This window comes from Xanthomonas vasicola pv. musacearum NCPPB 4379 (assembly GCF_000277895.2).
Lineage (GTDB): Bacteria > Pseudomonadota > Gammaproteobacteria > Xanthomonadales > Xanthomonadaceae > Xanthomonas > Xanthomonas vasicola.
The window spans coordinates 218,644-237,538 of the sequence record NZ_CP034655.1 but is presented as its reverse complement, the minus strand read 5'-3'; the positions used below and the strand labels follow the sequence as shown (position 1 = coordinate 237,538).

At 62.7% G+C, this 18,895-nt stretch carries 18 protein-coding genes; 4 read left to right on the top strand and 14 right to left on the bottom strand.

What is annotated here, in order from left to right; all coding sequences use genetic code 11:
- Positions 1-46: 46 nt before the first annotated feature.
- The 3 genes from KWO_RS01040 to arfB form a co-directional block, all read right to left on the bottom strand.
- Complete coding sequence (locus KWO_RS01040; RefSeq protein ID WP_010379864.1) at positions 47-1,063, bottom strand: isoaspartyl peptidase/L-asparaginase family protein; 1,017 nt, start codon at positions 1,061-1,063, stop codon at positions 47-49.
- 89 nt (positions 1,064-1,152) lie between these two features.
- Positions 1,153-1,782, bottom strand: a complete 630-nt coding sequence (locus KWO_RS01035; RefSeq protein ID WP_010370518.1) for a lysophosphatidylcholine acyltransferase — start codon at positions 1,780-1,782, stop codon at positions 1,153-1,155.
- A gap of 2 nt (positions 1,783-1,784) precedes the next feature.
- The gene (gene arfB, locus KWO_RS01030) at positions 1,785-2,216 is read right to left on the bottom strand and encodes an alternative ribosome rescue aminoacyl-tRNA hydrolase ArfB (protein WP_010370520.1); all 432 of its coding nucleotides are present in this window, start codon (positions 2,214-2,216) and stop codon (positions 1,785-1,787) included.
- Between the two features lie 56 nt (positions 2,217-2,272).
- Between arfB and KWO_RS01025 the strand changes: the two genes are divergently transcribed.
- The gene (locus tag KWO_RS01025) at positions 2,273-2,851 is read left to right on the top strand and encodes a DUF2059 domain-containing protein (protein ID WP_017113924.1); all 579 of its coding nucleotides are present in this window, start codon (positions 2,273-2,275) and stop codon (positions 2,849-2,851) included.
- Between the two features lie 102 nt (positions 2,852-2,953).
- Here KWO_RS01025 and KWO_RS01020 read toward each other — a convergent pair whose 3' ends face one another.
- From KWO_RS01020 to KWO_RS01005, 4 genes are all read right to left on the bottom strand, one after another.
- Positions 2,954-3,772 carry a pseudouridine synthase gene (locus tag KWO_RS01020; protein WP_010379863.1) on the bottom strand — a complete coding sequence of 273 codons (819 nt, stop codon included), beginning with the start codon at positions 3,770-3,772 and terminating at the stop codon, positions 2,954-2,956.
- Between the two features lie 42 nt (positions 3,773-3,814).
- Positions 3,815-4,402, bottom strand: a complete 588-nt coding sequence (locus KWO_RS01015) for an O-methyltransferase (RefSeq protein WP_010379862.1) — start codon at positions 4,400-4,402, stop codon at positions 3,815-3,817.
- 90 nt (positions 4,403-4,492) lie between these two features.
- Complete coding sequence (ubiB, locus tag KWO_RS01010; protein WP_010379861.1) at positions 4,493-6,166, bottom strand: ubiquinone biosynthesis regulatory protein kinase UbiB; 1,674 nt, start codon at positions 6,164-6,166, stop codon at positions 4,493-4,495.
- Positions 6,163-6,807, bottom strand: coding sequence for a ubiquinone biosynthesis accessory factor UbiJ (locus KWO_RS01005; protein WP_010370537.1), 645 nt, complete (start codon positions 6,805-6,807; stop codon positions 6,163-6,165). Before KWO_RS01005 ends, ubiB begins: the two co-directional genes overlap by 4 nt.
- Before the next feature lie 226 nt (positions 6,808-7,033).
- On the opposite strand from KWO_RS01005, the gene ddlA reads away from it, so the two are divergent.
- A complete protein-coding gene (gene ddlA, locus KWO_RS01000; protein WP_010379859.1) occupies positions 7,034-8,137 on the top strand; it encodes a D-alanine--D-alanine ligase in 1,104 nt (367 codons plus the stop codon).
- A 237-nt stretch (positions 8,138-8,374) separates the two neighbouring features.
- Entirely contained in the window at positions 8,375-8,611 is a 237-nt protein-coding gene (locus tag KWO_RS00990) for an acetyltransferase (protein ID WP_010379858.1), read from the top strand.
- Positions 8,612-8,732: 121 nt separating this feature from the next.
- On the opposite strand, the gene KWO_RS00985 is transcribed toward KWO_RS00990, so the two are convergent.
- From KWO_RS00985 to oleC, 3 genes are all read right to left on the bottom strand, one after another.
- Positions 8,733-8,891: a DUF1328 domain-containing protein gene (locus KWO_RS00985; protein ID WP_003468167.1), complete on the bottom strand. Its 159-nt coding sequence runs from the start codon at positions 8,889-8,891 to the stop codon at positions 8,733-8,735.
- Positions 8,892-8,955: 64 nt separating this feature from the next.
- Positions 8,956-9,966, bottom strand: a complete 1,011-nt coding sequence (gene oleD / locus KWO_RS00980) for a 2-alkyl-3-oxoalkanoate reductase (protein WP_010379857.1) — start codon at positions 9,964-9,966, stop codon at positions 8,956-8,958.
- Positions 9,967-10,114: 148 nt separating this feature from the next.
- The gene (gene oleC, locus KWO_RS00975; RefSeq protein WP_010379856.1) at positions 10,115-11,767 is read right to left on the bottom strand and encodes an olefin beta-lactone synthetase; all 1,653 of its coding nucleotides are present in this window, start codon (positions 11,765-11,767) and stop codon (positions 10,115-10,117) included.
- 326 nt (positions 11,768-12,093) lie between these two features.
- On the opposite strand from oleC, the gene KWO_RS00970 reads away from it, so the two are divergent.
- Positions 12,094-12,477 (top strand): YkgJ family cysteine cluster protein, encoded by a 384-nt coding sequence (locus tag KWO_RS00970; protein ID WP_010370556.1) that lies wholly within the window; start codon positions 12,094-12,096, stop codon positions 12,475-12,477.
- Between the two features lie 222 nt (positions 12,478-12,699).
- On the opposite strand, the gene KWO_RS00965 is transcribed toward KWO_RS00970, so the two are convergent.
- From KWO_RS00965 to fic, 4 genes are read right to left on the bottom strand one after another with little or no spacing between them, the layout of a single operon-like run.
- Complete coding sequence (locus tag KWO_RS00965; RefSeq protein ID WP_010370558.1) at positions 12,700-13,602, bottom strand: alpha/beta fold hydrolase; 903 nt, start codon at positions 13,600-13,602, stop codon at positions 12,700-12,702.
- Positions 13,599-16,094: a DEAD/DEAH box helicase gene (locus tag KWO_RS00960; protein WP_010379855.1), complete on the bottom strand. Its 2,496-nt coding sequence runs from the start codon at positions 16,092-16,094 to the stop codon at positions 13,599-13,601. The genes KWO_RS00965 and KWO_RS00960 overlap by 4 nt, the downstream gene beginning before the upstream one ends.
- Positions 16,095-16,101: 7 nt before the next feature.
- On the bottom strand, positions 16,102-17,733 hold the full coding sequence (locus KWO_RS00955; RefSeq protein ID WP_010379854.1) for a site-specific DNA-methyltransferase: 1,632 nt from the start codon (positions 17,731-17,733) through the stop codon (positions 16,102-16,104).
- Positions 17,730-18,893 (bottom strand): protein adenylyltransferase Fic, encoded by a 1,164-nt coding sequence (gene fic, locus KWO_RS00950; RefSeq protein ID WP_017112724.1) that lies wholly within the window; start codon positions 18,891-18,893, stop codon positions 17,730-17,732. The genes KWO_RS00955 and fic overlap by 4 nt, the downstream gene beginning before the upstream one ends.
- Positions 18,894-18,895 lie beyond the last annotated feature (2 nt).

The window sequence follows — 18,895 nt, the reverse complement described above, 5'->3', positions numbered from 1 at the left end:
TGTGCCGTTGGATTGGGGCGGAGGAACGCGGTTGAGGATGGCGGCGTTACAGCGTCTCGTCCTTGAAAATCGCCACATGCGGGGTGCCGTCGGCACCGATCCAGCCGCGGTACATGCCTTCGGTATTGAACGGAAACGCCGCATTGCTCTGCGCATCCAGCGCAATGGCGCCGCCGTCGCCGCCAGCGGTGGGGATTTCCTGGTCGATCACGGTCTCGGCCGCCTGTTGCAGCGATTGCCCGGCATATTTCATGCGCGCACAGATGTCGTAGGCCGCCACGGCGCGGATGTAGAACTCGCCCCAGCCGGTGCCAGACACCGCACATTGGCGGTTGGCATAGGTGCCGGCGCCGATGATCGGCGCATCGCCGACGCGGCCATAGCGCTTGTTGGTCATGCCGCCGGTGGAGGTGCCGGCAGCCAGATGGCCGTCGCGGTCCAGCGCCAGCGCGCCGACAGTGCCGAAATGCTTGGCGGTTTCCAGATCCAGCTCGGCCTGCGCCTGGCGGTCGCCGGCGTCGGCCTTGAGCGCTTTCTGCAGTTGCTGCCAGCGCTTGTCGGTGCGGAAATAGCCCGGGTCCACCAGGGTGATGCCCTGCTCGCGCGCGAACGCTTCAGCGCCGTCGCCGACCAGCATCACGTGCCTGGAGCGGTCCATCACGCTGCGTGCCAGCAGGATCGGGTTCTTGACCGTGTGCACGCCGGCAATCGCACCGGCCTTGCCGCTGGCGCCGTCCATGATGGCCGCGTCCAGTTCGTTCTTGCCGTCATGGGTAAACACCGCACCGCGACCGGCGTTGAACTGCGGCGCGTCCTCCAGGACGGTGATGGTGGCGGCCACTGCATCCACCGCACTGCCGCCACGTTGCAGCACCGCATGCCCGGCACGCAGCGCGCGCTGCATTGCCTCGCGCGCCTGCACCTGTTCGTCCTTGGAAAGGCTGGATTTCTCCACACCCGCGCCACCGTGGATGACCAGCATCGGCGTGGCTGCGAGCGCTGGACCGGCAGTGAGCAGCAGCGAGAGCGACAGACACAGCGCGCGGGTGGACTTGGCAATCATTGAGCTTCTCGATGGAGGGAATGTTCGACGACAGGCGCACCGGATTCACCAACCAACGCTGGCGATCCTTCACCCGCGCGCTACGCCCCTCACAACGTATCGCGATGCTTGCCACGCCATGGCCGGTACCAGGTGCGGATGGCGGCGATGTCGGCGGCCATGTCGCTACCGGTCCAGAACGGCTCGCCGATGCCCACGGTCTTGCTGGGGTAGTCGAAATACACCGGCAGGATCGGCACCTTGGAATCGGAGGCGATCTTCCAGAAACCGGCTTTCCAGTTCTCCACGCGCTTGCGCGTGCCTTCGGGCGTGATCACGTACCACATCTGCTCGGAGTTGCGGATCAATCGCACCGCCTGGCCGATGGTGCCTTGCGGCGAGCTGCGGTCCAGCGGGATGGCGCCGAGCTTGCGCAGCAGCGGGCCCAGCGGCCACCAGAACAACTGCGATTTGCCGAGCACGCGCACGTCGAAGCCCAGCGCGAACTTGGCCGCAAATCCCACAAACCCGTCCCAATTGGACGAATGCGGGGCCACGATCATCACCAGCTTGGGTTCGTCGGGCAACCGCCCGAGCAGGCGCCAACCGGTTAGACGCAAGGCGGTGCGGCCGAACCAGCGGATGAAGCGCCCATGTGCACGCGGCATACGGGGCGGGGATGGCTGCAGCAGGATGTTGGCCTGTGTTACCGGTGGCAACGACGGGTCGGGTTGACTCACGCTTACTCCCAGTGGGACGCAGAGCGTCCACGCTTGATATGGCTACGCTCACGCTTGGCATCCAGCCGCCGCAGCTTGGCTCCATGACTTGGTTTGGTGGCGACCCGGCGCTTGGGCACCGACAGGCACGCACTGATGATTTCGACCAGCCGTTCGCGCGCATCGTCGCGGTTGCGGTCCTGGGTGCGGAAGCGCTGCGCGTCGATCACCAGCACGCCGTCGGCGGTCATGCGGCGGTCGCGTCGCGACAGCAGCCGCGCCCGCAATGGCTCCGGCAACGATGGCGAGCCGGCCACGTCGAAACGCAGCTCCACCGCGGTGGAGACCTTGTTGACGTTCTGCCCACCGGCGCCGCTGGCACGCACGAAGCGTTCGACGAGTTCGCTGGGCGGAATCGTCAGGCTGGGGGTGATCTGGATCGGTTCGCTGGCCATGTGCGCCGATTGTATCGGCAGTGGCGTGGACGCGCGCGCGAACGCCAGCTTCCCGTATGCTGCGGCCGGTCCCCCGTTTGCAGGATGCTCCGATGACACCTACTTCTTCGCTCGCTACTCCGCGCGGCCTTGCTCGCCGATTGCTGTTGGCGGCACTGCTGGCCGTGGCCGCCCCGGTCGCATTGGCGCAGGCGCCCAGCGATGCCGACATCAACCGTCTGCTGGCCGCCTCGCGCGCGCAGACCATGCTGGACACGATGCTGCCGCAGATCGAAGCGATGCAGCAGCAGCAATTCGCCCAGCTCACCGCGCAACGCCAGCTCGACGCCGAGCAACAGGCGCAGTTGCAGCGCATCCAGGAACGCACCCGCCAGACCGTGCGCAAGGCGCTGTCGTGGTCGGAACTGCGGCCGATGTATGTGGACATCTACAAGCGCTCGTTCTCGCGCGAGGACGTGCTGGCCATGGCCGAGTTCTACGAGAGCTCTGCCGGCCAAAGCCTGCTCGACAAGACCCCGGCCCTGACCCAGAACCTGATGGGCGCGATCCAGCAGAAGATGCTGCCGCTGTTTGCGGATCTGCGGAAGGATCTGGAGAAGATCGTCAACGAGCCTGCTCCGGCCAAGAAGCCCTGAGAGGCAGGGAATTGGGAATCGGGATTGGGGAATCGTAAGAGCGTGCTTTGCTGGTGCTTTGAGATGCGTCGCGGTGAGTGGCAACAACGTTGATCACGCCTCCTACAACTGCGCCACATCCCAACCAAAAAACGTACATGCCTTGGTGAATTCCGCATCCAGTGGCGCGGTGACGCTGATGCGCCGGCCATCGGCCGGATGCGGAAATTCCAGACGTTCGGCATGCAGCAGCATGCGGTGGATGCCGAGCATGCGGAAGCTGCGGTTGTGGCGGCCGTCGCCGTGGCTGGCGTCGCCGATCATGTGGTGCGACAGGTGCTTCATGTGCCGGCGAATCTGCCGGAAGCGCCCGGTCTGCGGTTGGCAACGCAGCAGTGCGTAACGCGACGTCGTGAAACCGGTGGACGGAATCTCCAGCTCGCCGGTGGCCAGACGCTGGAAATGCGTCACCGCCGGCTTCTTGACCGGCTTGCCCGGGCCGCCATCCAGATCATGGTCGACGATGAACTGCTCCTCGGCCGGCCAGCCGCGGCACACGGTCAGATAATTTTTTTCCACCTCGCCCGCCATCAGCGCCTTGCCCAGCACACTGGCACTGGCACGGTCGAACGCCAGTAGCAGGCAGCCGCTGGTGGCGCGGTCGAGCCGGTGCACCAGGAAGATCGGCTTGCCCAGCTGCTCGCGCAGGCGGTCGGCCAGAAAGTCGTCCTCGCCGCGTGCCAGTTTGCTGTCGTGGGCCATCAGGCCCGCGGGTTTGTCGACGACGGCCAGGACATCGTCCTGGTAGAGAATCTGCAGATGCTTGGAGGATATGCTCACCGGCGGATTATCCGCGCCGTGGCCAGTGCCTGCCAGTGCACCGCATCGGCAGGCGACGGCGTGCACCACGGCGCTGGCAGCGCATGGGCGCTTGCCGGTCACGCGGCCTGGGGCGTGAGGTCGTCGCAGGTCAGCGGCGCACGCTCAGGCCTGGCCGCACACCGCCAGCAACTCGCCCTTGCCCACTGGCACCACGCTGCAGGTGATCGCCGGATCGGCATCCAGCAGCGCAGTGAATGGCGCCAGCTCGTCGGCATGCGAGAGCGCATTGTCGACCACCAGCAGACCACCGCTGCGCAGCACGCGGCGCAGTGCCGGCCACCAGCGCACGTACTCGCCGCGCGCCGAATCCAGGAAGACCAGATCGATACTGGCACTGGTCGCCTGGGTCAGCCACGCGCCGCCATCACCGTGCACCACCTCCACCGATGCCGCCAGGCCACTGCGCGCAAGCGTGGCCTGCGCCAGGGCCACCTTGTCGGCCGCAAGCTCCACCGTGGTGACATGGCCTCCGATCGCGGCAGTGGCTTCGGCCAGCCATAGCGTCGAATACCCGTTGGAGGTGCCGATTTCCAGGATGCGCCGCGCAGCCGTGGCATGTACCAGCACGGCCAGCAATTGCCCGGTGTCGGGCGTGATGTTGAGCATGCGCCGGTCGCGCACGCGCTGATGCGCATCGTTGTCGCTGTCAAACCGTGCCAATTCGTCTTTCAACGCCTGCAGATCGATCATGACCACCTCAACGGATACGGCGCCGTCATCGCGCCGCTGCCGACAATGCCGCTACGCCACCGGATGCAACAGGCCATCGCTTGCAGAGCTTCAACGCCGCAGCCATGCGACCAGCAGCGCTGCCGAACCGGCACCGCCGCTGATCCAGCTCCACACCGGCACCGTGCCCAGATACCAGCCATCCGGATGCAGGCCGTAGAGCACCGCCGCAACCACCAACAACCCGCTGCCGGTGATGGCGGTGACCACACGCGTTTGCAGCTTGCGTAGGCTCAGGTCCAGCGCGAGCAGTTCGGTGGAACGGATGTCGACCTGGTGGCGGCCTTCCACCTGCTGCTTCAACCAGCTGTGCACCAGCCGCGGCATGTCCGGCGCATGGGTCATGATTTCCGGCAGCCGCTTGCTGAGTTCGCGCAACACACGGCGTGGGCTGTAACGCTCGCGCAGGATGCGCTCGAGCACCGGCCGTGCCACGGCCCAGATATCCAGCTTGGGGTCGAGCTGCCGGCCCACGCCTTCGATATTGAGCAGCGTTTTCTGCAACAGGATCAGCTGCGGCTGCAACGTCAATTCATAACGCTGCGCCACGCGGAACAATTTGATCAGCACCTGCGCCAGCGAAATTTCCGACAGCGGCCGGGTGAAATACGGCTCGCAGACCGAGCGCGCGGCCGCTTCCAGTTCGTCGATGCGCACGTTCGACGGCATCCAGCCTGCCTCCACATGCAATTCGGCCATGCGGCGGTAATCCTTGTGGAAGATCGCCATGAAGTTCTCGGCCAGGTAGTACTGATCTTCCTGCGAGAGCTGGCCCATGATGCCGAAATCCAGCGCGATGAAGCGCGGATTGAGCCGGCGCTCCGGGTCCGAATCGACCCAGATATTGCCGGCATGCGCATCGGCGTGGAAGAAGTTGTCGCGGAACACCTGCGTGTAGAACACGCGCACGCCCTTGGCTGCCAGCGCCTTGCGATCGATGCCGGCCGCGTCGAGCTTGGCGATATCGTCGGACGGAATGCCATACACGCGCTCCAGCGTGAGCGCGCGCTCGGCGGTATGCGACCAGATCACTTCCGGCACGTACAGATCGTCCGAGCCTTCCCAGAACCGGCGCAACACGCTGGCGTTGGCGCCTTCGCGCTGCAGGTCGAGTTCGGCGGCCAGGGTGCCTTCGATCTCGGCCACCACTTCGCGCGGCCGGATCTTGTCAGCGCGCGGGTGGGTGCGTTCGACCAAGGTGGCCAGCGAGTGCAGTAACGCGATATCGGCATCGATCTGACGCTCGATCTCCGGGCGCAACACCTTGACCACCACTTCGCGGCGCACGCCGTTGGCATCCGGCGGCAACGTGGCCGCATGCACCTGCGCGATCGATGCCGACGCAAGCGGCACCGTGTCGAAACTGGCAAACGCCACGCTCACCGGCAGCCCGAGTGCGCGTTCCACGATCAGGCGCGCGGCCTCGCCATCAAATGGCTTGACCCGGTCCTGCAACAAGGTGAGCTCTTCGGCCACGTCGGCCGGAATCAGATCGCGCCGGGTGGAAAGAATCTGCCCGAACTTGACGAAGATCGGCCCCAGTTCCTGCAGCGCCAGACGCAGCCGCGCACCGCGCGATTGCGCGGCGATTTCGGCGCTGGCGCGCGGCACGAAGGGCTTGGCCAGGCGCAACCAGCGCTCGGCGGGGGTACCTTCCAGCAAGGCATCCAGGCGGTACCGCAGAATCACCCTGCCGATACGGCTAGCCCGCAGGATCGCCTTCATGCCGCGCCCCCGCTCGCACGCAGGCGGCTCACGCGTACGGCTAGCCGTTCCACGTCGTCGCGCAGTTCGTCCACATCATCGTGGAAGGCTTCAAGCTCGGCACGTGGCACCACATCGCGCGATTCTTCGGTAACGAATTCGGCCGCACTGTGCGCCAGATCCACTGCGCTGCGACGTGCCTGCTGCAGCGCGGCGCGCACCGCGCTGGCGATCTGCACACCCAAAATTTCGCCGAACACCGCCACGAACGGCAGCTGCCAATCCGGGTCGAAGCGGCCGGCCAGCTGCTGCAGCTGGCGTGCCAGCTCGGCATCGCCGGAGACCTTGAGCCGGCCGGCCGGCGCGCCGGTGCGGCGTGCGTTGGCCAGAAACGGCAGTTGCCCGAGCAAGCCGGCCAGGCTGCTGCGCACCGCCAGGTCAGGTTCCTGCGCCTGATCGACCGGGCCAACCAGCAAGCGGCGCTCGTGCACGTGGATCTGCAGGGCCAGCGCGGGCGCGTCCAGGGTCAGCGCGATGCGCTGACCTTCCAGTGGCAGCAGGGCGTCGCGGGTATCCGGGTCCAGCGCCAGCGCACGGTTGAGCGCTGCCTGCAGGGCCTGGCCGGCGAGCGGCTTGAGTGAATTGAAGAATGATCCGGGCATGCCCGCATTCTACCGTCCCTGCATGTCGCAGCTGTTTGACGGCGGTGTGGCGGTGGCAGGCCGCTGCGGATGTGGCGGTCATGGGCAAGGATTGCGTAGCGGACAACGCGGCGCGGCATCAGGCGCATCGCTCGCGCATCGTCATCTGAGGACGGCGCAGGACTTCCTTCAATGCGTACGCCGCAGGCATCCTGGCCACGTCCATTGGCGATGGCAGGAGCGGGCAATGCGCAAGATTCGGGTCGGCCTCATCTTCGGCGGCAAATCGGCCGAGCACGAGGTCTCGTTGCAATCGGCGCGCAACATCCTGGATGCGCTGGACCCGCAGCGCTTCGAGGCGGTGCTGATCGGTATCGACAAGCAAGGCCAGTGGCACGTCAACGACCCTGACAGCTTTCTGCTGCATGCCGACGACCCGGCGCGCATTGCGCTGCATCGCAGTGGTCGCGGCGTGGCGTTGCTGCCGGGCGCGCAACAGCAGCAGTTGCAGCCCATCCAGCCGGAGCAGGCGCTGGCGCAGATCGACGTGGTGTTTCCCATCGTGCACGGCACCCTGGGCGAAGACGGCTCGTTGCAGGGGCTGCTGCGCATGGCCAACCTGCCGTTCGTGGGCTCCGGCGTGCTCGGCTCGGCGGTGGCGATGGACAAGGACATGGCCAAGCGCGTGTTGCGCGATGCCGGGCTGGCGGTGGCACCGTTCGTCTGCTTCAACCGCCACACCGCCGCACACGCCGATGTGGATGGGTTGATCGCGCAGCTGGGCTTGCCGCTGTTCGTCAAACCGGCCAACCAGGGCTCGTCGGTCGGCGTCAGCCAGGTGCGCACGGCAGACCAGTTCGCCGCCGCGCTCGCATTGGCGTTGGACTACGACCACAAGGTGCTGGTGGAAGCGGCCATTGCCGGGCGCGAAATCGAATGCGCCGTGCTGGGCAATGCCACGCCGCAGGCGAGCGTCTGCGGCGAAGTGGTGGTGCACGATGCGTTCTATTCGTACGAGACCAAATACATCAGCGAATACGGCGCCGAGATCGTGATTCCGGCTGACATTGATGCGCAGGCCGAGCAGCGCATCCAGCACATCGCGGTGCAGGCGTATCAGGCACTGGAGTGCGCGGGCATGGCGCGCGTGGACGTGTTTCTGTGTGCCGATGGACGCATCGTGATCAACGAGGTCAACACGCTGCCAGGCTTTACCCGCATCAGCATGTATCCAAAATTGTGGCAGGCAAGCGGACTGGACTATCGCAGCCTGATCACACGGTTGATCGAGCTCGCATTAGAACGGCATGCCGACGACCAATTGCTGCGCAGCGCGGTCGACCCGCACTGATCATGCTGCTGCAGCTGCGCGCCGTACAACCGCACGACTACGCCGGAGTGCTTGCACTCAACACGACGCATGCCACTGAATTGTCGTTGCTCAATGCCGATGGCTTGACTGCCTTGCTGCAGATCGCTCGGTTCGCATGCACTGGCGCATCGTCGGTCAACCTCATGCTGACACTGGATAAGACGCGCCGTATACCACTACGAACTTCGCCTGGATGGCGATCGCTTTGCATGGTTCGTGGACGTCGGTCGCATCGTCATTGCCGCGCACGCACGTCGGCGCAGTAGTGCCACGCACTCGGATAACGAACTTATCCATAAGGCGCGTGCGGCAGGACAGCCGCAACTGGTATGCGAGGTCGATGTAGTGCCTGCCAATCCCGCATCGCTGGCGCTGCATTGGCGGCTGGGTTTTGTTTCGATCAGCGATGCCGTGTTGGCTAATGGCAAGCAGGTGCGGTATCTGGAAAAATGACTGTCGTTAGCGAAAAAATGCTTGTTTTCCGCCATAACGCACAAGGCCCGCTTCCTTGCAGAAGCGGGCCTTGTGAGCGACAACCGGCAGCGCCGCTGCCGTGACGTATCGCAACTAAGCGTTATACCTTGCCGCGACGGAACATCGAGATCACTGCCAGGATCAGGAACACCACGAACAGGATCCAGGCGATGTTGGTAGCCGCACCAGCGATACCACTGAAGCCCAGCACAGCAGCGATGATGGCGATAACGAAAAAGATGATGGCGTAATGCAGCATGGCAAGGTATCCAAAAGTTGTCGTGCCGAATCGGCGCAGACGTATCTTGTGGATGTGCCGGTCTTTATCGAGTGATGGCGATGTCGTTGGAAGATGAGGATTGCAGCCGTTGCAGGCCTTCTTCGATGCTGATGCGCGGCACATAGCCGAAGTCGCGACGTGCCGGTTCCATGCTGTACCAGTGCGGCGTACACAGCTGTTCCACCAGAAATCGCGTCAACGGTACTTCGCCTGGCAGACGCAACAGTGGCCACAGCGTTTCGCACAACGCACCGATGCGATACGCGGTCTTGAACGAGAGCGATCGCGTCACTGCCGGCGCATCCACAGCGGCCAGCAACCGATTGAGCAGCTCGCGCATCGGCAACGGTTCGCCATTGGAAATGAAGTAGGCCTTGCCTGCACAGGCAGCGCCCACGGCAAGGTGCTCGAACGCATCGAAATGCGCCTGCGCGGCGTTGTCGATGTACGTGCTGTCAACCAGATTGCTGCCATCGCCGACCATGCGCAGGCGCCCGGCGCGCGCACGCGCTGCCAAGCGCGGCAACAAATGGTTATCGCCCGGCCCCCAGATCAGACGCGGGCGCAATGCCACGGTCGCCAACTGGGCATCGTCGGCCGCCAACACCGCACGCTCGGCAATCGCCTTGGTCGCTGCATAGGCCGCATGCAGATTTTCGCCATACGGCACTTCGTCGGCGCCGAGCCCTTCCACCGGGTTGGTGGCGCGATGAGTGACGCTGGGCGTGGAGGTGTAGATCAACCGTGGCACGCCATTGGCGCGACACGCGTCGATCACGTGCTGCGTGCCCACCACGTTGGCCTGGTGATAGCTCTCGTAACTGCCCCACGCACCTGCCTTGGCGGCGTTGTGAAACACCGCATCGATCCCGGCGAAGGCATGCCGCACCGCTTGCGGGTCGGCCAGATCGCCACGGATCTGGCCCACACCCAGGCTCTGCAGCACCGGGTAATCGCCGCGCTGAAAGCTCACCACATCGTGCCCGCTTGCGCGCAAGCCGCGGCACAACGCCTGGCCAAGAAAGCCGCCACCACCGGTTACCAATACCTTCATCGCACCGCACCTCGCATCTGAGGGACGACACCATAGCCGGCCGCACCCGACTTGGCGATCTGCCCGTCGACGCGCGGCCATGCAGCCTGTCGTCTACAATGTAGAGTCGCTAACAATCTGTAGCGAGCAGTCGTTTTGTTGGCCGCTCTCATCCACGCTGTTGCGCCGCCCAGACCGCCAGCGTTTCGCGGCCGATCTTGGCGTTGTGGCGGATATCGACCGGAAAGCCGGAATGGCGCAGGAAACGCGCGATGCCTGCGGTATGCGGATGGGCAGTGCCCAGCGTGCGCAAGTCGCTTTCCACCTGTGCAAATGCCGACGCAGACACGCCCGGCTGCAACTCCACGCACAGCACCGGCTGCTGTTGTCCGGGCGCACCGACGCCGACCAGCGCGGTGCGTCGTACTTGCGGATGCACGTTGAACACCGGCTCTACCTGCTCGGTGTAGAGCGGGCCGCTCGCGGTTTCCACGCGGTGCGTCTTGCGCCCGCAGAACCACAAGCGCCCTTCGGCGTCGAAGTAACCGACATCGCCCATGCGGTGCACGATGCGCTCGCTGCCATCGCTGCAACGCTCGCGAATCTTGGCGATGCGCGTGGCCGCATCGCGGTTGAAATAGGTATCGGTGGTGGTGGGGCCGACGACGGTGATCTCACCGACCTGCCCCGCCGGCAATACGCGCACGCCGCTCCAATCGGCAATGGCGGCATCGTCAATTGCAATAATGCGCACCTCGTTCAGCGCAACTACCCGGCCCACACAGGTGCCGGCACCGGCCTCAGTGGCGGCGCGTGTGGCGTCCAGGGTGCGGCCTTCGATCGCGGCCACCGGCAAGCACTCGGTGGCGCCGTACGGCGTCCAAAATTGCGCATCGGCCGGCAGCAGCGCGCGGATCTTCGCCACCACATCTGGTGGCACCGGCGCACCGGCCGAGGTAGCCAGGCGAACATTGAGCAACGGTTGCCCATAGTCGGCCAGTACACGCATCAAGGCAGGCGAGCCGAACAACTGAGTGACACCGAAGCGCGCGATTGCATCGTGCAACTTGCGCGGGTCGGCGCTGCCCGGGCGCGTCGGATCCATGTCCGGAATCACCGAGGTCAGCCCCAGCGCGGGATCGAACAGGGCGAACGGTGGGAACGTTGGCAGATCCACACCGCCGGGCTGCATATCGAACGCGTTGCGCAGCAACTCGATCTGGCCGACGAAATGTCGGTGGCGGTACACCACGCCCTTGGGCACGCCGGTCGAGCCGCTGGTGAACAGGATCGCCGCCACATCGTCTGGCGCGGTGTTAGCCAGCTGGCTGCTGGCGCCGGCACCATCGCGCTCCACGCGCGCCAGCGTCACCCCACCCCAACCGTAACCTCCGCCGACGGTGACAATCTGTCTGGCAGAGCGCGCCCAGCGCAAGAGGCGCCGGGCAAGCTGCGCCAGCGGAATGCCGATAAATGCCTGCGGCTGCGCTTCATCCAGGCATTGCTTGAGCGCACGCTTGTCGATGCCAGGATCTACCAGCACCGGCACCGCGCCAGCTTTGAACAAGGCGAACATCAGCAGGAAGAATTCCGGCGATGGCCGCACCATCACCACCGCGCGCGCGCCGCGTCCGATGCCGTGCAGCGCCAGACCTGCGGCGATCGCATCGCTGCGCGCGTCCAGCTCGGCATAGCTCAGGGTCACATCGTAGGCAGTGAACCCGTTGGCGCCGCGACCACCCGGGCAACGGATGGCGATCTGGTCGGGGCGTTCGCGCGCCAGTTGCGGGAGGATGGCGGCGATATTGCAGAGGGTCGTCATCTGCGCATTATCACCTAAGCGCCAATGGCACCGGCCGCCTGCAGGCGGCTTAGAGGAAACCCGAGAACGTTACAGCGAGAGCGCTGACCATCGGCGCCCAGCGCCATGGCGCAGCAATGCGCGGCAGTCGCCGCACCCCCTACTGCAGCGCAGCCGCCCTGCATTCCACGGCCGAAACCTCACTCGCTGACCGTGGCGCATCCATGCGTTGCAGAGCGCATCTGAATCGCTAACTGCTCGCCGCCACGCGCCACTTGTATCGCGGCGTGGTTCGGTCAGAATGCCGCGCTCTCCCCGCGATTTCGCCGCGCCAGGCCCGGCACTCCATGGCACACCCCTGCCTTACCTGCGGCGCCTGCTGCGCCTATTTCCGCGTCAGTTTTCACTGGAGCGAAGCCGACCCCGCATTGGGTGGCAGGGTGCCGATCGAGCTGACCGACGCACTGCGCACGCACGAGCGCGTGATGCGTGGCACCTCGCAGTCGCAGCCACGCTGCATCGCGCTGGACGCCGACATTGGCCGCTACAGCCGCTGCAGCATCCACGACCGCCGCCCCTCGTCCTGCGCAGCCGTGCCGGCCTCGCTGGAATTCGGGCAGCGCAGTGCGCAATGCGATAAATCGCGTTTGGCGCATGGCCTTCATGCACTGACCGATGCCGATTGGGTGGGCGTGGACGATGCACAACGCAATCCGCTGCCGGCGGTGTGACGGTTTGGCGTAGTTCGTACGCGCGCCTTGCAACAAGGTCCAACAAAGCGACATCGGCATGACCGCGCTGCGGCCACCTCACAATGCAGGCATTGCATTGCCTGCGCATATGCTTTCGCTAACAAACATACGCGCCATGTCGGCGCCGCGAGCATTTGCGCAATGCCATCCGCATGGAGCCTCGCCTGTTAGACCAACGTAGCCGTAAGCAGAAACGCCGCGCTAGAGTGGATTACGCTCCAAAAATGCGCGAATCGCCGGCACCAGCACCTCGTGCTTGTCTTCCAGCACGTAGTGATTGGCATCGTTGAATGCAGTCACTTCGGCCTGCGGCAGTGCTTTGCGAAAGCCGGCCAGAAAGTGTTTATCGAAACAGATATCGCGCAGACCCCAGGCGATGAAGGCCGGGCGATCGGCGAACGTCGGCAACGCCTGCGCCGAGCGCTCCAGTAACGACCACCCTTTGTCGGCGGGCGACAACGGAATGTCCTGCATGAAGCGGATGGTGGAAATGCGGTTGCGCCAGTTGTTGTAGGGCGCCACATACGCGCGACGCACCTCAGCCGGCATGCGCCGCGACACGCCAAACCACGAAGCACCGGACGAAAACGCATTGAACATGCGGATAAACCACTCGCCCGGCCGCCAGTGCCGGCCCATCGCAATCTGCCACGGCATCGGCTTTTCCGCCGGCAACGGGAACGCAGCGGTGTTGGTGATCACCAGCCGCTTGACCTGCGCGTGATGCGACAGCGCCCAACCGAACCCGATCATGCCGCCCCAATCGTGCACTGCCAGCGTGACCGGGCCAGTGATGCCCAGATGCCGCAGCAAGGTATCCAGATCGTCCACCCGCGATTGCAGCGTGTAGTCGTAACGCGGCTGTGCGTCGGGCGCATCGTCCGGCTTGTCGGACAGGCCCATGCCGATATGGTCGGGCACGATGCAGCGGTAGCGATCGGCCAGGCCGCTCACCAGATGCCGCCACAAATAGCTCCACGACGGATTGCCGTGCAGCATCACAACCACCTCGCCATCGCGCGGACCTTCGTCCAGATACGACATCGCAACACCGGGTCGCACCTCAAGGCGCTTGGGGGTAAAGGGATAGCCGGGGTAGTTCATGCAAATCGCATCCGATCCAGATCAAAGGAACCCGCACGTTGCAGTCGTCCCCCCAACTCGCGCACATAAAAGAAATCATGCTCGCCGCGCTTACGACCGACCATGAAGACGGAACCATACTCGCGATGGAACGCTGCACTCTTGTCCACCTCACTCGATTTTCCCCACAAGTGCTCGCCTTTCACCTCCAGCAGCGCAATACCTGGGGCGGAACGCTCTGCGACAGACACAACGAAATCGGGATAGAAGCCATCGCCCTCATCCCAGCGATAGAGACCGACGCCTGATTTGGGTTGATTGCGATGCCACCATAGCACTTGGGTACTGGCATCCAGGCGTTCTGCAATGGCTAGCTCATCCTGGTTCAAACCAGGCGGAAAAACGCCATAAAGCCCGCGATTGGCGGAGCGCAGTGATTGATCGCTGAGTAACTCGGCAGGCAGTATTACATCGACATCGAGTACTTGGCCCTGTCGCAGAGTTTTGAATGCATCTCGCAGCAGGCGAGGGCGTCTAACCAGCAAGAGGTCCAACTGGCGCATTTGCACCTCTTCGTCGTCGGGCACTTCCGCGCCTGACGCTTCGATCGCACGAACGAAACGCTCCAATAGTCTGTGGTATAGCTCGCGGTCGTTGGCTTCTACAAGCCGCAAGCGGATCTGTTCGGCTTTTTCGGCGACAGCTTGCGGCGAGAGATTGGCCCAAAGATCGCTTCCATCTTCTGCAACCCGATGACCAGCAAACAGGTCTGTGTCCAAGCGCTGGACCTGCACTTTTCCACGCAGGCGATCGGCAAGCACTTCCGGTGAGAAATCGACGTGCGCCGCCAGACCTGCCTCGAAGTCTGCTGACACGGGCGGCAGCTGTTCTCCACGCAGGCGATCCGGAGCGTCGGAACGACGCGGATACCGATACATGCTCTCCTGAGCCAACACAAATGCACCCGCGACACTGGTGGCCCGAGCAGGCCAGGCACCCTCGCCTCCAAAAATTTCCAGCGCGGCTTGGGTGGCATTCGCCATTCCAGCGAAAGGGGTCCCTACCAGCGCATCGGCCACTTCACTCGTAGTGTCCGCCGAGGAAACCGCATCTCTCGCGGCTTCGGCATCCAACACCTGCGCCCCTACGCGCGATACCAGCAAGCTCAGAGGCTCTCCGCTGCGCACGACCTGCAGCGAGGCGCCATCGCCGATCATGGTGACAACCGTCTGCGTCCCGAGCTCAGGCGCCTGCGTTGTGAGTGTGTTGATCTGGGCGCCGGCCAGCAGCAAACCTTCTTGCGACTCGCAATTAGCCAAAAAGACATATCCGTGGTCCAGAACGGGCAGCACATCCGTCTGCGCCTGTAGCACCGCATGGCGGCGCATGATGCGGCCGATCACTTGCACCCCGAAGCCCGCGTCGCGTGCACCGCGCAAGGCTGCCAAAGTAAACGCACGTGGCGCATCGAACCCTAGCGCCACGGCCATCTTGAAGATCAGCACTTCCACTGTGGGATCCTGCGCCAACGACAGTAGATCCGGATCAGGTTCGGCGGCGGTATGAACTCGTACTGCGGTTGCATCGAATCCCAGCTGCTCCACCAGATACGTCCGTGCCGCCTCCTGCGCAACCTTGCCATCAGGCACCTGCACCAGCATCAATGGCGTCAGTGCAATATTGGCATCTGCCAAGTTCTTGCGAATGGTCCGATGCATCTGCGTGCACTCACGCAACGCGAGATGTTCGAAATCCACCAGTTGTGCGGTATCTCCATCGCGGGCGATAAAACGTACCATCCGTACGCCACGCTTGAGCAGGCCAGCATCGACTGCGTCGGCACGGCTGACGGAGGCCCAGTCTGCCGGCTCTCCGACGAAATAGCCAGTCGCGCGTTCGAAGGCCTTCATATCAGTGTCGCGTGGCGTGGCGGTCATCAGCAGTGCGTAATCGGGCTTGAGCACGTCACAGAAGAACGCCCGCGCCAACGTCTCACGCTGAAATCCGTGATGCGCCTCATCCACCACGCAGCCAATGCGCAAGCCTTGCTCGCGTGCCATTGCGATCACGTCATCGATCGACATACCGGCATCGCCGCGCTGTCGCGCGCGCCGACTCTCGGCCTTGCGTGCCGCCAGCGACGCCCAAGTCACCACGAACGCGCCGCCGCCATCCACGGCATCTAATTGCCGATCCGCATCCAGGTCCAGTAGCGCCAGCTCTGGCGCCTCATTGCTCAAGACTCGGCGCGATTGCTCGACTAACCCAGCGAAAGGCGCGAACCAGAACCACAATACCCGCTCCTCGACTGACACACGGCGCATCACCTCGATCGCCATCCGCGTCTTGCCCGCACCAGTCGGTGCCTGCAATACGATTGCAGCGTCCTTGCGACGCGCCTCGTCAATGCGTTCCGGTGCGGCAGCGGCAATCTGTCGATACAGCTCACGCACCTCACCAAACTGGGCAACGATGCCGTCACAAATGATGTTTTGGAACTCTTTCAATGGCATGGGCATATCAACGTCCGAAACGTGCGCGCAAGTGGTGTGGCAAAGGCAGCAAAGACAGGTCGGCCGCCTGCTCTCCCAGCAATCCGCTCAACCGTTCCGTCGACCAGGTATAGACAACAGCGAGTGCAGCTGTGCGGGTCCGCAGCCATTCACGTAACTGCTCTACGTGTGTAGCTCGGAAATCCGCCAAATAAGCCAGTTCGCCATCGCTGGCAAAACCGCAGTCAGGCCAACGCGACAACGGTAGCCTGTGCAATAGCTGCAGCGCATGCCAAACCTCCGCGTGTTCCAGCTTCAGCGCCAACCGATGCTTTGGGATACGACGGGTACGCAAGTAAGCGAAACCGCCCCCCAAACCCTCAACTGGTTGACCTTTGGTATTGGTGTAGCCACCCAGCACACGGCGCACGCGCTCGGCGCAAACATCGCGGCAGAGGTTCTTGTCAGGCGCATCCTCAGTGGCTTCAGTGCTACTGACTAGGATGAACTTCCGGTTGCCGCCATCTTCAGCATTTAGTTTTGCAACTGCTTGAGCAAACGTTCCTGAGCCAGCAAAGAAATCAAGGACAGTGTCACCCGGCTTGCTAGCGATGCGCAGTATCCGTTCCATCAGCTGCACTGGTTTCGGTGTGGAAAACACATCTCCTGAAGAAGCGAATTGCAGCACTTCAAGAAGCTCCTTTTTTGCATCCTGCGTATGTCCCACCTCTGCGTACGTCCAAAGCGTTTGGGGTACGACGCCCTGCTTTACCTCTGAAATAAATCTTTTTACGGCAGGAATGTTGTTGCCATCCTTTCCCCACCAAATTCGATTGTCGCCATCAAGCTCCTTGAACTTCTTTTCTGATACTCGCCAATACATTCCTGGCGGGGGCGCTTCAATATATCTACCGGTTGGACACGTAATGGAATAGGTTCCTGCGCCATAAAAATTTCGCGCCGAGAGATCACTAGGCTTCCATGGGCCGCGAGGATCATTGTCTCGATTTTTGTAAGCGCGATCTTGTTCAGCGCTACGCGGCAACGGCATTGGTCGCCAAATGTTGCGGTTCTTGGTGTAAACCACAATATATTCATGGTCGTCAGAAAAGTGTTGCGCGGTGTTTTTAGGCGAATAAACCTTTTGCCATATGACATTGGCAATAAAATTATCCTCGCCGAAAACCCGATCCATCAGCATCCCAAGTCGAAACACCTCATTATCATCGATGCTAACAAATATAACCCCATCATCGGCCAGCAACTCCTTCGCCAGCTGAAGGCGCCGATACATGAACTCCAGCCACAGCGAGTGGCGGAAGCGGTGAGTCTTGTCGACGAAACGGTCGTTGTAGACGAAGTCCTTATTACCCGTGTTGTAGGGCGGATCGATATAAATGCAGCGGATCGCACCTTTATGCGTCATGCGCAGCGCACGCAATGCATCGTAGTTGTCGCCTTCGATGATCAGATTGTCCCACGGCGCCTCGCCATGACTCAAACCGGTGTCCAATGACAACGCGACAAAATCGTCATTGAGCACTTTGTCGGCCTCGATCTCGTCGCGCTCCCATACCAACCCCAGCTGACGCTCGGCATCGCGCCGCTGCAACAGACCGATCAAGGTTTGGCGATCAAGATGGTCGTACTTATTCGTCATGCATTGGCCTCCACGTCCCGCGCAGACATGCGGTAGGCGGGTAACTGGTTGTCGTCACTGGATAGCAAACGAAGGAACGCCGGGTGTAGGAATAACTTCTCCTTACCCTGGCGCTGGTCGTGCAGTACGCCAATATCCGCAAGCTCCTTGAGATGGCGTGCGGCGGTCTGGCGCGTGACCCCCACCATGTCGACAACATTCTGGATACGGCAATAGGGCTGGTTGAAAATCACATCCACCAACTCTCGGCTATATGACTTGGGAGCCTGGTCACGAATGTAGTCGCGGGCTTGCGCCTCTAGTCCACGAATCGCCTGGATCTTCGCCGTCGTCCATGCAGCTGTTTCGGCAACCGCAGCCAGCATGTAATGAATCCATTCCGCCCAGTTCCCATGCCGCGTCACATCCAGTAGCAGGCGATAGTAGTCGCTGCGGTGGCGAATGATGTAACGAGAAAGATAGAGCACTGGCAGATCAAGCAGGCCTTGCTCGATGAGCATCAGCAAGTTCAGTACCCGCCCGGTGCGGCCATTGCCATCGGTGAACGGATGGATCGCTTCGAATTGATAGTGCGCAACAGCCATACGAATTAATGGATCAACGTCGGTGTTCTCATGGATGAAGCGTTCCCAGTTGGCCAGTTTGTCGCGCAATAGCGTTTCGCCAACCGGCGGCGTGTAGATGATCTGCTGGGTTTGGTCGTTAGCTAGTGCAGTCCCGGGCACGCGGCGGATCTGCATTTGCACCGCCTTGATACGGCTGCAGACAACGACGGAGGTGTCGGTACACAAGGGCCGCTGCTTTAGCGACTGAAATCCCTCATAGAGCGCACTGCGGTAACGCAACGCTTCCTTGGTAGCAGGCTTTTGTGCCTTGTCCTGATCTTCGGCGTATCGGAACAGTTCGTCCGTAGTCGTCACGATGTTCTCGATCTCAGAACTGGCCTGCGCCTCTAGGATCGGAATGGTATTGATCAGCACCGTAGGATTCGGCAGCAACGCCGTTGCCTGCTTCAGCTCGGCCAATGCAGTTCGTGCACCGATGCAAGCCTTGAGAAGGCTCCGTGTTTCGATATCTCCCGCTGGTGGAAGCAGCGGGAGATCGTTGTAAGGGAGCTCAGGGTTAAACGTCGACACGCTTTCCATGCCTGCCTCACTCATGT

Excerpts from the sequence above, each read along its gene's own strand:
- KWO_RS01040 (WP_010379864.1), bottom strand. The coding sequence starts at position 1,063 with ATGATTGCCAAGTCCACCCGCGCGCTGTGTCTGTCGCTCTCGCTGCTG.
- arfB (WP_010370520.1), bottom strand. The coding sequence starts at position 2,216 with ATGGCCAGCGAACCGATCCAGATCACCCCCAGCCTGACGATTCCGCCC.
- KWO_RS01025 (WP_017113924.1), top strand. The coding sequence starts at position 2,273 with ATGCTGCGGCCGGTCCCCCGTTTGCAGGATGCTCCGATGACACCTACT.
- KWO_RS01015 (WP_010379862.1), bottom strand. The coding sequence starts at position 4,402 with ATGATCGATCTGCAGGCGTTGAAAGACGAATTGGCACGGTTTGACAGC.
- ubiB (WP_010379861.1), bottom strand. The coding sequence starts at position 6,166 with ATGAAGGCGATCCTGCGGGCTAGCCGTATCGGCAGGGTGATTCTGCGG.
- KWO_RS01005 (WP_010370537.1), bottom strand. The coding sequence starts at position 6,807 with ATGCCCGGATCATTCTTCAATTCACTCAAGCCGCTCGCCGGCCAGGCC.
- ddlA (WP_010379859.1), top strand. The coding sequence starts at position 7,034 with ATGCGCAAGATTCGGGTCGGCCTCATCTTCGGCGGCAAATCGGCCGAG.
- KWO_RS00985 (WP_003468167.1), bottom strand. The coding sequence starts at position 8,891 with ATGCTGCATTACGCCATCATCTTTTTCGTTATCGCCATCATCGCTGCT.
- oleD (WP_010379857.1), bottom strand. The coding sequence starts at position 9,966 with ATGAAGGTATTGGTAACCGGTGGTGGCGGCTTTCTTGGCCAGGCGTTG.
- oleC (WP_010379856.1), bottom strand. The coding sequence starts at position 11,767 with ATGACGACCCTCTGCAATATCGCCGCCATCCTCCCGCAACTGGCGCGC.
- KWO_RS00970 (WP_010370556.1), top strand. The coding sequence starts at position 12,094 with ATGGCACACCCCTGCCTTACCTGCGGCGCCTGCTGCGCCTATTTCCGC.
- KWO_RS00965 (WP_010370558.1), bottom strand. The coding sequence starts at position 13,602 with ATGAACTACCCCGGCTATCCCTTTACCCCCAAGCGCCTTGAGGTGCGA.
- KWO_RS00960 (WP_010379855.1), bottom strand. The coding sequence starts at position 16,094 with ATGCCATTGAAAGAGTTCCAAAACATCATTTGTGACGGCATCGTTGCC.
- KWO_RS00955 (WP_010379854.1), bottom strand. The coding sequence starts at position 17,733 with ATGACGAATAAGTACGACCATCTTGATCGCCAAACCTTGATCGGTCTG.
- fic (WP_017112724.1), bottom strand. The coding sequence starts at position 18,893 with ATGAGTGAGGCAGGCATGGAAAGCGTGTCGACGTTTAACCCTGAGCTC.